Source organism: Phenylobacterium sp. T106, from assembly GCF_057219735.1.
Genome location: NZ_JBXVWA010000003.1, coordinates 469,584 through 483,004 on the forward strand (window position 1 = coordinate 469,584; position 13,421 = coordinate 483,004).

The window sequence follows — 13,421 nt, forward strand, 5'->3', positions numbered from 1 at the left end:
CGGCTTACAGGGCCTCCCGGCGCTCCTCCAGCTCGAGCCATTCCTCCTCGGCGGCGGCGAGCTGCGCCTGGGCCGCCTGCAGGGCGCGGGTGAACCGGTCGAAGGCCCCGGGGTCGCGCGAATAGAGGTCCGGGTCGGCCAGCGCGGTCTCCAGCGTCGCGATCTTGCCCGGCAGGTCGTGGATGAGCCCGTCGAGCTCCTGCAGCCGGCGCTGGTCCTTGAACGACAGCTTGGCGGCCGGCTTGGGCGTGGCTGGGCGGGGCGCGGCCGGCGCGGCCTTGGGCGCGGCCACCCGCGGCGCGCCGAAGAAGCCGGGATTCTGGGCCACGAAGTCCTGCCACCCGCCCGGCGTCTCCACCGCGCGGCCCGTTCCGTCGAGCCCGATGGTGGAGGTGGCGAGCCGGTCCACGAAGTCACGGTCGTGGCTCACCAGGATCAGCGTGCCCTCGTAGTCGGCCAGGAGGTCCTCGAGCAGGTCCAGCGTGTCCATGTCGAGGTCGTTGGTGGGCTCGTCCAGCACCATGACGTTGGCGGCGTTGGCCAGCGCGCGGGCCAGCAGCAGGCGGTTGCGCTCGCCGCCGGACAGCGTGCGGACCGGCTGGCGGAACTGGCTCTCGCGGAACAGGAAATCCTTGGCGTAGCCGGCGTAGTGCATGGGCCGGCCGCGCACCATGACCTGGTCGCCGCCGCCGGGCGTCAGCACGTCCTTCAGGGTCATCTCGGGGTCCAGGGCCGCCCGGCTCTGGTCGATGTAGGTGACCTCCAGGTTGGTCCCGAGCTTCACCTCCCCGGCGTCGGGCGGAAGCTCGCCCAGGAGCAGCTTCACCAGCGTGGTCTTGCCGGCGCCGTTGGGGCCGACGATGGCGATCCGGTCGCCGCGCAGGATGCGGGTCGAGAAGGGCTTCAGGACGACCCGGTCGCCGAACGCCTTGGTGATGCCCTTGACCTCGGCGACGCGCTGGCCCGAGACGCCCGAACTGGCGAGGCCCATGTTGAGCTGTCCGCGCTGGTCCTTCATCCACTGGGCCTTGGCCTCGCGCATGGCGTTCAGGCGACGCAGGCGGCCCTCGTTGCGGGTGCGCCGGGCGGTGACGCCGCGGGCCAGCCAGTGCATCTCCTGCTTGATCGTGACGGCGAGGCGGCGGGCCTCCTCGGCCTCCTGCGCCTCGATCTTCTCGGCCCAGGCGTCGAAGGCGGAAAAGCCCTGGTCGAGCCGGCGCACCTTGCGGTGCTCGAGCCAGAAGCAGCGGCCGGTCACGCGGTCCAGGAAGGCGCGGTCATGGCTGACGATCAGCGTCGCGGCCCGGGCGGCGGCGATCTCGGCCTCGAGCACCTCGATGGCCAGGATATCGAGGTGGTTGGTGGGCTCGTCCAGCAGCAGGACGTCCGGGTCCTCGGCGAAGGCCTTGGCCAGCGCCGCGCGCCGGATCTCGCCGCCCGACAGCCCCTGGGTGGACTTCGCGGGGTCGAGGCCGAAGTCCGTCAGCGCCGCCTCGGCCTGGTGCGCCGGCGCCCCGCCGGAGATCGCGTAGTCCAGAACGGTCGCGCCGACGATGGCCGGCTCCTGGGCGACGAAGGCGATGCGCGTCCCGGGCGTGACCGTGCGCTCCCCGGCGTCGGCCTGGACCTCGCCGGCCAGGATCCGCAGCAGCGTCGACTTGCCCGCGCCGTTGCGGCCGACCAGGCAGGCCCGGACCCGCGGCTCCAGGCCCAGGTCGACGCCGTCGAACAGCATCGCCGGCCCGTCGGCGAGACGGACGTCCTTCAGGGCCAGGATGGGCGCGCGGCTCATGGGGGGCGGGAGATAGCGGGGCCGGGCCAGGGAGGCCACCCCAAAGCGCGCGAAGGCCCGGCGCGCGTGGCCGAAGGCGCGAAGTTCGCGCTTCTGTTGCCGGCGCGTGCGGCCTAAACCCCTGCGGATGGCCGGCGAACCCTTCTGGCGGCGCAAGACGCTCGAACAGATGACGGTCGCGGAGTGGGAGAGCCTCTGCGACGGCTGCGGTCTCTGCTGCCTCGTGCGCTTCGAGGACGAGGAGACGGGCGAGGTCATCCCAACGCGCGTGCACTGCAAGCTCTTCGACGCGCAGATCTGCCGCTGCTCCGACTACGCCCACCGCCACAGGACGGTGCCCGACTGCATCAAGCTGACGCCGCACAACATCGAGGCGCTGGAGTGGATGCCGAAGAGCTGCGCCTACCGTCGGCTGCACGAGGGGCGCGACCTCGCCGACTGGCATCCGCTGATCTCGGGCGACCCCGAGAGCGTGCACCGCGCCGGCATCTCGGTGCGCGGGCAGACCGTCAACGAGACCGCGCTGGCGGACCCGGAGGACGCGCTGGACTTCGCCGCCTGGGACCTCGTGGTGGAGCGGGGCGACGACTAGCCCTGTGGCAAATCCGCCACAGTCACCCTTGCGGGCTGGAACCCACAGCCCAATCTAGTACTCACACCGTGAGCGTGGACTTTCAGCAGGGATTCTGACGAGCTTGGCGCGCGACCCCTATCAGGAACTGGGCGTGGCCCGCACCGCGAGTGCGGACGAGATCCGCAAGGCGTTCCGCAAGCTCGCCAAGGAAAACCACCCCGACCAGAACCCCGGCAACAAGGCGGCCGAGGAGCGTTTCAAGAAGGTCTCGGCGGCCTTCGACATCGTCGGCGATCCCGAGAAGCGCAAGAAGTTCGACCGCGGCGAGATCGACGCCGACGGCCGCGAGGTCCACATGGGCGGCTTCGGCGCGGGCGGCCCGTGGGGCGGCGGCCAGCCCGGCGGCGGGTTCGGCGGTCGGCAGGGCGGCTTCCGGACCGAGACGTTCGAGGGCGCCGACCTCGGCGACATCCTGGGCGAGATGTTCGGCGGCGCCCGCCAGGGCCGGCCCGGCGGCATGGGCGGCGGCTTCGGCGGCTTCTCCCAGCGCGGCGCCGACACCCGCGCCCGGCTGGAAATCGACCTTGTGGACGCCATCCGTGGCGGCAAGCAGCGCATCGCGTTCTCGGACGGGCGCACCATCGACGTCACCATCCCCAAGGGCGCCCAGGACGGCCAGACGCTGCGGCTGAAGGGCCAGGGCCAGCCGGGGCGCAGCGGGCCCGGCGACGCCTTCATCGAGATCGCCATCGCGCCGCATCCGATCTACCGGCGCGAGGGGGACGTGCTCGTCATGGACCTGCCCGTGACCGTCTACGACGCCGTGCTCGGCGGCAAGGTCGAGGCGCCCACGCCGGACGGGCCGGTGAACATCTCGGTGCCGAAGGGCTCCAACACCGGGGCCCGCCTGCGCCTGAAGGGGAAAGGCCTGTCCGACTCGAAGGGCCAGCGCGGCGACCTCTTCGCGCGCCTCGTGGTCATGCTGCCCGAGACCCCGGATCCCGCGCTGGAGAAGGCCGCCGAGGAGATCCAGGCCAAGCGGCCCTATTCGCCCCGCCGGCGCTGAAGCGTCGGGCGGGCCTATCTCTCTCGCGGCTCCTCTAGGGGCAGCCAAGTCCACAGCGAAAGCTGACCCCCATGCTCCTTCCGAACCTCTTCGGGAGGCCCCCCGTCGTGGAGGCGATGCGGAGCCGGTTCGCTCCCCGCCTTCGCCCAAGTCATCCAGGGTCGCTCTTCGGACATCAGCGTACGGTCATCGCGCAGTCCGAGGCTCACAAAGGCGCTTGCGGACGCCCAGTCGGCATCCCAGGCATCTGCCAGGGCGAACAGAAGAAGGCGACCCTTCTCGGCGTCCCGCCAAATGGGATCGTCGTTCGGAAGCGTGAGGACTATCGGCGTCGGGTTCGAGGACCTGTGGCACTCGGCCCAGATGCTCAGACTGCACCTGAGACCTCCAACAGCAGCGAAGAGGTATCCGGTCTCCGCCACGGGCGCGGGATAGGCGGGCGGGTCGAGGCGGCCGCGGCGATCGATCAGGCGTGAAAGATCGTCCTCGGACATCTCGAGGACCGGCCCCGGATCGCTGGGCCGCATCCGACGTGCTTCGAACTGGGGCCACAACGCCCCCAGTTCCGGCTCCACCCGCCCGAGGTTGCGCGCCGTAGCCCGCAATCTCGAGGCGATCTTCCTCACGTCCTCGCGGCGATCGGCCCATCCGCAGGTGAATTTCCGGCTATTGTAGGATGGCGGGTCGCGAGGGCTCATGCGCGTCACTTTGCAGGTGTGTGCTTGAAGCTGATCCGGTCACGGTCAGGCCGCGGCATCACGTTCCGAATGAAATCGAGCGCGCGTTTTTCTGCGATATGCCAATCAATCGGCCGCCCACGCGCAGCCTCGACCTGCCGGGATCCTTGGGATCTTCGGCCTTTGGCGACGGAGTCGCTGAAGTTGTATCGTTCACCCGCATCGATAACCGCGTCATAGCCGGGGCCCTTCGCCTCCAACAGCTGGTGACGCGGATCCCAAACAGCGCACCCATCAAACTTCACAGGGCGCTCGTCAGGGTTGCGTACAACATAGTCGAGTCCGGGAGCGTGTGTGATCTGGGACTCATAGTCCTGCGTTCGCTTCGGGTACGAGTGAAACCCGGGATCGAGCTCCCAGCCACCATTGGGGTGACATGTGGAATCCTTCTCGCGCCGGCCGTCGCTCAATTGAGAGGCTCGCGGGATAAATCCGTCTTTCAAACGATCCTCAGAGCGGACCCAACCTTCTCGGGCCGATTCCTCCTCGCCTCGTGCTCGGCGCTTCTGCTCAGCGTAGATCCGCTCGACCTCCGCCGCATTGACGACTTGACCGTCGGCAAGCCAGTACCACTCGGCGCCTACGCCAATAGGCTCCACGCGATTCAGCGGCGCCGGGACTTCAGGGGGAAGGTAGCTGCCGCCGGGCAGGGGTCGATAGTTCGCGAAGAAGCCGCCAGGCTCATTTGGTTCCGCTGGCTGGCCCCTCATCGGCGGTGCAGCCGCTCGAATCTCCGGTCGAGGTGGGCCCGCCACCGAAGGCGGGGGCGCTGGCGGCCGCCTCAAGCGGGCGTCTTCCCAGCGTCCATCGCCGAAGAAAAACTCATGGTAGACTTGCTCTTTTCGAAGCGCACGCTCGTCCGCGATCTGATCCAGTGGACGCAGGTACCAGTCCCTCAGCGCGTCGCCCTCAAGTTCAGCCGGATTCAGCTGCCTGTTGATCACTGTTACCCCCAGTCGTGATGAGCCAGAACCGGGTTGCTCCCGCTTCTGAGGTCTCGATCTCGGCGATTTCCGAGGATTGGGTGGACACCGCCCGCAGCACACAAAGTCTCACAAGCCAAGCCGATAGTCAAGAACAAAACAAGAACATAGCTGCGGCTTCCGCCCCGTGGAGCGGCGCTCGGGATGCAGCTGCGCCTCGACGGCTAGGCTTCCACCTAACAGGGGGTTAGAGGTGCGTTCAGGCCGGGTTCAGTCCGGCTCCCGTAACAGGGGTCGCATGAAACGCCTCTTCGCCCTTGCCCTCCTGGGCGCGGTCACGACGACGGTCCCCTCCGTCGCCCTCGGGCAGGACTACGGCCGGCCCGTGCTGGGGGCCGAGGACCAGGGCCGCGAGGCCCGCGGGCGCCAAGCGCCGCTTTCGCGCGTTCTGGCCATGCTGAGCGCCCGCTATCCGGGCCGTCACCTGAACACCACCCGGGGCGAGGCGGGCGGGCGATCCGCCTACTTCGTCCAGTGGCAGATGGAGAGCGGCCGGGTGGTGGTTTTCGTCGTGGACGCCGAGTCCGGGCAGGTCATCGCCCGGCAGGGCGGGTAGGGACCGGGGCTCAAGGACCAGAGGAGAGGGACGCCGACGTGCGCATCCTGCTTGTTGAAGACGATCCGGACCTGTCGCGGCAGCTGAAGCTGGCGCTGGCCGACGCCGGCTATGCGGTGGATCACGCGCCGGACGGCGAGGAGGCCCAGTTCCTGGGCGAGACCGAGCCCTACGACGCCGTCATCCTCGACCTTGGCCTGCCCAAGGTGGACGGGGTGTCGGTCCTCGAGCGCTGGCGGCGGGACAACATGACCACGCCGGTGCTGATCCTGACCGCGCGGGGCGCCTGGAGCGAGAAGGTGGCGGGCTTCGACGCCGGCGCAGACGACTACCTGACCAAGCCGTTCCATACCGAGGAACTGCTGGCGCGGCTGCGCGCGCTGCTGCGGCGCTCGGCCGGCCACGCCACGCCGAACCTCTCGTGCGGCGGCCTGCGGCTGGATCCCCGCGCCGCGCGCGCCAGCGTGAACGGCGAGCCGCTGCGCCTGACGTCGCTGGAGTACCGGCTGCTCCACTACCTGATGATGCACCAGGGCCGCGTGATCAGCCGCACCGAGCTGGTTGAGCACCTGTACGACCAGGACTTCGACCGCGACTCCAACACCATCGAGGTGTTCATCGGGCGGGTCCGCAAGAAGATCGGCGCCGACCGCATCGAGACGGTCCGCGGGCTGGGCTATCGCCTGATCTGCCCGGCCGACGAGGTCGACGCGGAGACCGCGAGAACGTGACCGCCGCCGGGGGCGTGATGGCGCGCCTCGGGCGCCCGTCCCTCGCGCGCCGGCTGGTGATCCTGGCCGTCGGCTGGAGCTTCGCCGCCCTGGTGATCTCGGCCGTCGTGCTGGCGCTGCTCTTCCAGCAGGCGGCCCTGCGCCGCTTCGACGCCCAGCTCTCGGACCTGATCGACAACCTGATCTCGGGCTCGACGGTCGAGGGCGGCGAGGTGCTGGCGCCGGCGCTGACCGACCTGCGGGCGCTGCGGGCCTATTCAGGACGGTACTGGGCGATCACCGAGCCCAAGCCCGGCGGCGGGGTGCGGACGCTGGTGCCTTCGCGCTCGCTCTGGGACTCCGAGCTCACCGTGCCGTCGGACCTGCCCGCGCGCCTGCGGGCCCAGCCTTCGAAGCCCATCGCGTTCGACGGCCCGGGCCCCCAGCCGGGCGAACGGCTCCGCCTGGTGGCGCGCTGGACGACCATCCCGGGACGCGAGACGCCGCTCATCTTCGTGGCGGCCGAGAACCGGCTGCCCATCGACCGCGAGGTGCGCAACTTCCTGACGGCCACGGCCATCTTCTTCGCCCTGCTCTCGGGCGGCCTGATCGTGGCGGTGTTCGTGCAGGTCCGGGTGGGGCTGGAGCCGCTGTTCCGGCTGCGCAGCGAGGTCGCCGAGGTGCGCCGGGGCAAGGCCGAGCGGCTGCAGGGCGCCTATCCCACCGAGCTGGCGCCGCTGACCGACGAGCTGAACGCCCTGGTGGCGCACAACCAGGAGACCGTGGAGCGCCAGCGCACCCACGTGGGCAACCTGGCGCACGCGCTGAAGACGCCGATCTCGGTGATGATCACCGAGGCGAGCCAGCGGCCCGGGGCGCTGGCTGATGTGGTGACGCGGCAGGCCGACGTGATGCGCCAGCAGGTGGACCACCATCTTCGCCGCGCCCGCGCCGCCGCCCGCAGCCAGGGGCAGGGCGAGCGGACCCCCGTGGCCGAGGTGCTGGACGAGCTCTCGCGCACCCTGGAGAAGATCTTCCGGTCCAAGGGCGTGGAGATCGACTGGGACGCGCCGGACGACCTCTGCTTCCTGGGCGAGCGGCAGGATTTCATGGAAATCGCCGGCAATGCCATGGAGAACGCCGGCAAGTTCGGCCGCCGCCGCGTGCGGGTGCGCGCAGAGGCCGCCGGTCCGGAGCGCCTGCGCCTCACGGTGGAGGACGACGGGCCCGGGCTCACGCCCGAACAGCGCGAGGCGATGGTCCAGCGCGGCGCGCGCCTGGACGAGAACGCCCCGGGGTCCGGCCTCGGCCTTTCCATCATCGACGAGCTGGCGAGGGCGTACCGGGGCGAGCTCATGCTGGGGGAATCGCGCCTGGGCGGCCTGCTGGTGAGCGTCGACCTCCCGCGGGCGGAAGCGTGAAAATCCTGTTTTCGTAAAGCCTTAACTGAGGTCGGGCCAGTCTCGCGGCAAGACGCTTCCGTCGGAGGCCGTTGACGATGCCCGGGCTGTCCGAGCGCAAGATCCAGATCGTCCGCACGCTGGTCGAGACCGCGCCGGACTCGGTGGTGGGCAGCCTGCAGGCGGCCCTCTCCGAGACGGCCGCCGACAGCGCGCTCGGCAACGTGCGTCGGCTCGTCGAGTCCGAGTACCGCGAGCGCGCGCTGCGGAACCTGGTCCTGCAGCCGGTCGCGCCGATGTGCGTGGGTTCCGGCGAAGACCCGAAGAAGCTCACCTTCCCGGCGCGGGCGCTGGCGCAGCTCTGGCGCGGCCTGCGGCTGCACCACGGCCCGGCCATCGACGAGGTGCGGGCGGCGTTCGAGGACCAGCTCGCGCCACACGAGGTCCAGAAGCTCACCGACGCGCTCACCGCGGCGGCGGCGGCCGGCCTGCGCGCCGCGGAACAGCCCGAGTTCGCCGCGGCCGGCGACGCCTGCGAGCAGGCCCGCCCCGGCGGTCGCGACACCCTCGCCACCTGCCTCGACATGGCCCCGGTCGTGCGGCGGGCCACCGGGCGCCTGCACGGATGGCTGACGCATCCGGGCGCCGACGCCTCGGCCGCCGCTCGACTGGCCTACCGGGACGCGGTGGCCGTGTCGGACGACGCGGGGCCACTGTTCTTCGAGATGCTGGCCGCCCAGATGGCGCAGCCGTGGATGGTGCTGCGGGTGATCTCGGCGGTGATGGACAAGCCCACCGAGCGCTACCTGCGCGACTCCGAACTGGCGGGCTTCGCCGAGACCCTGCTGGACGAGATCGACGCGGGCCTCGGCCATATCGCGGGCCTGAAGGCCGACGATGGGCCGGCCGCCGGCCGCGACGCCGCGCGACGGGCCGAACTGATCGTGCAGCAGATCGTCGAGCTCGAGACCTGCATCGACCTCACGCGCGACACGGGCTGGGGGCGCCGGATCCACCAGCAGCGAGCCAGCCTCGCCAGCGTGGTTGAGGGTCGCCTGCACGAGGCTGAGAAGGCGGTCGTCGAGGCGCTGCCCATGCACGTGCCGCGGCAGCGCGCGCGACGGGCGGTTCCGCAACTGGCCGACCCGCCCCAGGAGCGGCTGGTGAACCGCGCCATCACGCTGCTGTCGTTCTCCGAAGACCTGCGCTCCACCGCCAACTACGGCGGCTTCTCCGCCACGCGGAACCGGCTGATCGAGACGCTGGGCGAGCATATCGACTACTACGTGGAGGAGGTGCTGGACCTGGTCCGCACGCACGAGGTCGAGAACCTGCACCAGGCCCAGGCCTTCCTGGAGCACGCGGCCGCCTTCGATCGCCTGATCCGGGGCGCGCCGGCCGCCGAGCTCATCCACCGTCGGATCCACGCGACCATACATCCCGAACCCGCGGTCGCGCAGGTCTAGGCCCGTCCGGACCGGCCTGGACCGGGCGCGATCGGGCGGCCCGCGGCGTTCGGACGGCTCGCGCACGCGAGCGGTTTCGGCTAGACGCTGCTGCCATGTTGCTCTTCTGGGTCGTGGCGGGCGTCCTGGCCGCCGCCGCGGCGGGCCTGATCCTGATGCGCGCCGCAGGCGCCGCCGACGCGGCGGCCGCCGCGGACCCCGCTCCCATTCTCTATCGCCGCCAGCTCGCCGAGATCGGAGACCTCGTCGAGCGCGGGCTGATGGGCGAGGGCGAGCGTAAGGGCGCGGAGGCCGAGGCCGCGCGCCGTCTCCTGGCCGCGACCGACGCGCCGACGGCGCCCTGGACCGCCGATCCGAAGAGCCGCGGCGTGCTGCTCGCGGTGGTGTGCGCCGCGCCGGCGCTGGCCCTGGGGCTCTATCTGCAGCTCGGCGCGCCAGGGTTCGGCGACCAGCCCTTCGCCCGCCGCCTGGCCGAGTGGAAGGTCAGCGACCTTCGGACCTTGCCGCCGCCCGAACTGGCGGCGGTGCTGCGCGACGCGACCGCCAAGCGTCCGAACGAGGCGCAGGGCTTCCGCTTCCTGGGCATGGTGGAGAACGCCGCGGGCAACCCCGCCGGCGCCGTCAGCGCGCTGCGCCGGGCGACGGTCCTGGAGCCCGGCGATGTCGACACCTGGCGCCAGCTCGGCGAGGCCCAGGTCATCGCCGCCGGCGGCAAGGTCGAGGCCGACGCCCAGGCGACCTTCCGGCAGGTGCTGGCGCTGGCGCCCGGCGACGCCGGGGCCCGCTTCTACCTCGCCCGCGCCAAGGCCGAGGCCGGCCAGGCGTCCCAGGCCGCGGCCGAGCTCCAGGCCCTGCTCGCGGACCTGCCGGCGGGAGACGCGCGGCGCGCGTACGTGGAGACCGAACTGGCGCGCCTGCAGGGCCGCCCGGCTGCGGCGGCGGACCCGCAGCAGCTCGCCATGATCCGCGGCATGGTCGACGGCCTCGCCGCGCGCCTGAAGGCGGATCCGGAGAACCCGGAGGGCTGGGTGCGCCTGGTGCGCGCCTATGCCGTGCTGGGCGACGCCGGGAAGCGCGACGAGGCCTACGCCGCGGCGCGTGCGAAATACGCCGGACAACCGGCCGTGCTCAAACAGTTGGACGAGGCCGCCCGCGCGGAACAGATGCGATGAGCTTCCTTCCCAAATCCCGCAAGGCGCGCACGCGCCTCCTGCTCCTTTCTGTGATCTCGCCGGTGGTGATCGCCGCCGTGGCCCTGGCGCTCTGGGGCATGCGGGACTCGATCTCGTTGTTCTACACGCCGTCGCAGGCCGAGGCGGCCAACCCGCCGCCGGGGCGCGCGATCCAGCTCGGCGGGCTGGTGCAGGCCGGCTCCGTGCTCAAGCACCCCGACGGCCGGGTGGAGTTCACCGTGGCCGATAACACCGCCGCCGACCGGGTCGTCTACCAGGGCGACCTGCCGGATCTGTTCCGCGAGGGCCAGGGCATCGTCGCCGAAGGCTCGTACCGCCGCGACGGGGTCTTCGAGGCCAAGCGCGTGCTGGCCAAGCACGACGAGACCTACATGCCCAAGGCGCTCGCCGACGAACTGAAGGCCAAGGGCGAGTACCGCGGCGACGGACCCCCGAAGGACGCCGGCGGGCCTGCGGTGACCTCCGCCGCCGGCGGCCCCTCGCCGCCGCAGAGCGGGGGGCGTTAGTGATCGCAGAAGTCGGCGCGTTCGCGCTGATCCTGTCGCTGGCCCTGTCGCTGGCGCAGGCGGTGCTGTCGTACGCGGCCCGCGTGCGCCGCTCGGCGGTGCTGGCCGGCGCCGGAGAGGGCGCGGCCATCGCGGCCTTCCTCGGCGTGGCGGCCGCCTTCGCGGCCCTGATGTACGCCTTCGTGGTCTCGGACTTCTCGGTGGCCAATGTGGCGATGAACTCGCACACGGAGAAGCCGCTGCTCTACCGGATCGCCGGCACGTGGGGGAACCATGAGGGCTCGATGCTCCTGTGGTGTCTGGCGCTGACCGGCTTCGGCGCGTCGGTGGCCGGTCTGGGCCGCACGCTGCCCCAGGGGCTCAGGACCCTGACGGTGGGGACGCAGGGCGTGCTGGGCACGGTGTTCCTCGCCTACACGGTCTTCGCCTCCAACCCGCTCGCGCGGGTCGCCCAGCCGCCGGTCGAGGGACGCTCGCTCAACCCGCTGCTCCAGGACCCTGCGCTCGCGGTCCACCCGCCGTTCCTCTACGCCGGCTATGTCGGCATGTCGGTGGTGTTCTCCCTGGCGGTCGCGGCGTTGATCGAAGGCCGCGTCGACGCGGCCTGGTCGCGCTGGGTCCGGCCCTGGACGCTGGCCGCGTGGAGCCTGCTCACCGTCGGCATCACCCTCGGGTCGTTCTGGGCCTACTACGAGCTGGGTTGGGGCGGCTGGTGGTTCTGGGACCCCGTGGAGAACGCCAGCTTCATGCCCTGGCTGGTCGCCACCGCCCTGCTGCACTCGGCCATCGTCACCGAGAAGCGCGGCGCCCTGGCGGGCTGGACGGTGTTCCTGGCGCTGGCGGCGTTCAGTTTCTCGATGCTCGGCGGCTTCCTGGTGCGGTCGGGCGTGCTGACCAGCGTTCACGCCTTCGCCGTCGACCCCACGCGGGGCGTGCTGCTCTTGATCATCCTCGGCGTGACGGCCGGCCTGGGCTTCAGCCTCTTCGCCTGGCGCGCGCCCACCCTCGGCCGTGGCGGGATGTTCGCGCCGGTGAGCCGCGAGAGCGCCCTGGTGCTGAACAACATCCTGCTGGCGGCCGCCACAGCCACCGTCCTCCTGGGGACGCTCTACCCGCTCATCCGCGAAGCGATGTCCGGCGAGGCCATCTCGGTCGGTCCGCCCTACTTCAACCTGACCTTCACCCCGTTGATGGCGGCGCTGCTCGTCCTGCTGCCGATCGGCCCGCTGCTCGCGTGGAAGCGTGGCGACGGGGCGACGGCGCTGCGGCGGCTCGCCGTGGCCGCGGCGGTGGCGGTCGTCCTTACCTTGCTGGTCGGCCTGCTGGTCACGCCGCGCCACACCTGGGGCGCGCTGGGCGTCGGTCTGGGCGGCTGGCTGATCGCGGGCGCCCTGGCCGAGATCCTCGAGCGCACGCGGGTCTTCCGGGTCCCGCGGGCCGAGGCGTGGCGGCGGTTCACCGGCCTGCCGCGCGGCGCTTGGGGCATGACGCTGGCCCATCTCGGGCTGGGCGTGTTCGTGCTCGGCGCCGTGTTCGAGACGTCGTGGAAGCTCGAGGCCGCCGAGGCGCTGCCGGTGGGCCGCGCCATCGAGGTCGGCGGCTACAGCGTCCGCCTCGCCGCGGTCGAGCCGGTGAACGGTCCCAACTACGACGCCGACCGGGGCACGATCGTCGTGACCCGCGCCGGCCAGCCGGTGTGCCAGGTGACGCCCGAGCGCAGGTTCTACACCGCCGGCGGCCAGACCACTTCCGAGGTGGGCCTCTGTTACCGCGGGCTGTCCCACCTGTACCTGGTGCTGGGGGAGCGGCGCGAGGGCGGGACATACCTGGTGCGCGCCTATTGGAACCCCTGGGCCAGCCTGATCTTCGTGGGGCCGGCCATCATGGCCGCGGGCGGCCTCGTGTCCCTCTCCGACCGGCGCCTTCGCCTGGCGGCGGGCCGTCGGCGCCGGGAGCAGGAGGCGTGAGGCTGAGGGCGTTCCTCGCCGGCCTGGCGGGCGTGCTCTGCCTGGCCGCCGCCTCGGACCCCGCCGAGCGTCTTCCCGATCCGGCGCAGGAGGCCAGGGCGCGCGAGATCTTCCGCGACGTGCGCTGCCTCGTCTGCCAGAACGAATCGATCGACGACAGCGAGGCCGAACTGGCGCGCGACCTGCGCGTCATCGTCCGCGAGCAGGTCAGCGCGGGCCGCAGCGAAGCCGAGATCAAGCGCTTCCTGACGGACCGGTACGGCGAGTTCGTCCTGCTGACGCCGTCGTGGTCGCCGGGCAACCTGTTGCTCTGGGCGGGGCCCTTCCTGGTGGTGGTCGCGGGGGCGGCGCTGCTCCTCGCGCGCCTCCGCAAGACGGCGCCGGAACCCGAGCTGAGCCCTTCGGAAAGGAAGCGGTTGCAGCAGGTTTCAAGGGACGACGGCGCCTGACACGTTCCCGCCCATAAATGGA

General features: G+C 71.5%; 12 protein-coding genes. 10 read left to right on the top strand and 2 right to left on the bottom strand.

Annotated elements, in window-relative coordinates; genetic code table 11:
- Positions 1-4: 4 nt before the first annotated feature.
- Positions 5-1,792: an ABC-F family ATP-binding cassette domain-containing protein gene (locus tag AC2D8W_RS09870; protein ID WP_484671390.1), complete on the bottom strand. Its 1,788-nt coding sequence runs from the start codon at positions 1,790-1,792 to the stop codon at positions 5-7.
- A gap of 127 nt (positions 1,793-1,919) precedes the next feature.
- Between AC2D8W_RS09870 and AC2D8W_RS09875 the strand changes: the two genes are divergently transcribed.
- Both AC2D8W_RS09875 and AC2D8W_RS09880 read left to right on the top strand, forming a co-directional pair.
- On the top strand, positions 1,920-2,384 hold the full coding sequence (locus tag AC2D8W_RS09875) for a YcgN family cysteine cluster protein (protein WP_484671391.1): 465 nt from the start codon (positions 1,920-1,922) through the stop codon (positions 2,382-2,384).
- A gap of 103 nt (positions 2,385-2,487) precedes the next feature.
- Positions 2,488-3,432: a DnaJ C-terminal domain-containing protein gene (locus AC2D8W_RS09880; protein WP_293481759.1), complete on the top strand. Its 945-nt coding sequence runs from the start codon at positions 2,488-2,490 to the stop codon at positions 3,430-3,432.
- A gap of 703 nt (positions 3,433-4,135) precedes the next feature.
- Here AC2D8W_RS09880 and AC2D8W_RS09885 read toward each other — a convergent pair.
- Positions 4,136-5,113 (bottom strand): hypothetical protein, encoded by a 978-nt coding sequence (locus tag AC2D8W_RS09885; protein WP_484671392.1) that lies wholly within the window; start codon positions 5,111-5,113, stop codon positions 4,136-4,138.
- 277 nt (positions 5,114-5,390) lie between these two features.
- Here AC2D8W_RS09885 and AC2D8W_RS09890 point away from each other — a divergent pair, with 277 nt between their 5' ends.
- The 8 genes from AC2D8W_RS09890 to AC2D8W_RS09925 all read left to right on the top strand — a co-directional run bounded on the left by AC2D8W_RS09890 (position 5,391) and on the right by AC2D8W_RS09925 (position 13,399).
- Entirely contained in the window at positions 5,391-5,708 is a 318-nt protein-coding gene (locus AC2D8W_RS09890) for a PepSY domain-containing protein (RefSeq protein WP_484671393.1), read from the top strand.
- Between the two features lie 38 nt (positions 5,709-5,746).
- Positions 5,747-6,439, top strand: coding sequence for a response regulator transcription factor (locus AC2D8W_RS09895; RefSeq protein WP_293481763.1), 693 nt, complete (start codon positions 5,747-5,749; stop codon positions 6,437-6,439).
- A 17-nt stretch (positions 6,440-6,456) separates the two neighbouring features.
- Entirely contained in the window at positions 6,457-7,839 is a 1,383-nt protein-coding gene (locus tag AC2D8W_RS09900) for an ATP-binding protein (RefSeq protein ID WP_484671454.1), read from the top strand.
- A gap of 77 nt (positions 7,840-7,916) precedes the next feature.
- Positions 7,917-9,284 carry a hypothetical protein gene (locus AC2D8W_RS09905; RefSeq protein WP_484671394.1) on the top strand — a complete coding sequence of 456 codons (1,368 nt, stop codon included), beginning with the start codon at positions 7,917-7,919 and terminating at the stop codon, positions 9,282-9,284.
- Between the two features lie 95 nt (positions 9,285-9,379).
- On the top strand, positions 9,380-10,456 hold the full coding sequence (gene ccmI / locus AC2D8W_RS09910; protein WP_484671395.1) for a c-type cytochrome biogenesis protein CcmI: 1,077 nt from the start codon (positions 9,380-9,382) through the stop codon (positions 10,454-10,456).
- Positions 10,453-10,983 carry a cytochrome c maturation protein CcmE gene (gene ccmE, locus AC2D8W_RS09915; RefSeq protein ID WP_293481769.1) on the top strand — a complete coding sequence of 177 codons (531 nt, stop codon included), beginning with the start codon at positions 10,453-10,455 and terminating at the stop codon, positions 10,981-10,983. The genes ccmI and ccmE overlap by 4 nt, the downstream gene beginning before the upstream one ends.
- Positions 10,983-12,950, top strand: coding sequence for a heme lyase CcmF/NrfE family subunit (locus tag AC2D8W_RS09920; protein WP_484671396.1), 1,968 nt, complete (start codon positions 10,983-10,985; stop codon positions 12,948-12,950). Before ccmE ends, AC2D8W_RS09920 begins: the two co-directional genes overlap by 1 nt.
- Complete coding sequence (locus tag AC2D8W_RS09925) at positions 12,947-13,399, top strand: cytochrome c-type biogenesis protein (protein ID WP_484671397.1); 453 nt, start codon at positions 12,947-12,949, stop codon at positions 13,397-13,399. The genes AC2D8W_RS09920 and AC2D8W_RS09925 overlap by 4 nt, the downstream gene beginning before the upstream one ends.
- Positions 13,400-13,421 lie beyond the last annotated feature (22 nt).

Coding starts and splice junctions, on each gene's coding strand:
- AC2D8W_RS09870 (WP_484671390.1), bottom strand. CDS start 1,792: ATGAGCCGCGCGCCCATCCTGGCCCTGAAGGACGTCCGTCTCGCCGAC.
- AC2D8W_RS09875 (WP_484671391.1), top strand. CDS start 1,920: ATGGCCGGCGAACCCTTCTGGCGGCGCAAGACGCTCGAACAGATGACG.
- AC2D8W_RS09890 (WP_484671393.1), top strand. CDS start 5,391: ATGAAACGCCTCTTCGCCCTTGCCCTCCTGGGCGCGGTCACGACGACG.
- AC2D8W_RS09900 (WP_484671454.1), top strand. CDS start 6,457: ATGGCGCGCCTCGGGCGCCCGTCCCTCGCGCGCCGGCTGGTGATCCTG.
- AC2D8W_RS09905 (WP_484671394.1), top strand. CDS start 7,917: ATGCCCGGGCTGTCCGAGCGCAAGATCCAGATCGTCCGCACGCTGGTC.
- ccmI (WP_484671395.1), top strand. CDS start 9,380: ATGTTGCTCTTCTGGGTCGTGGCGGGCGTCCTGGCCGCCGCCGCGGCG.
- ccmE (WP_293481769.1), top strand. CDS start 10,453: ATGAGCTTCCTTCCCAAATCCCGCAAGGCGCGCACGCGCCTCCTGCTC.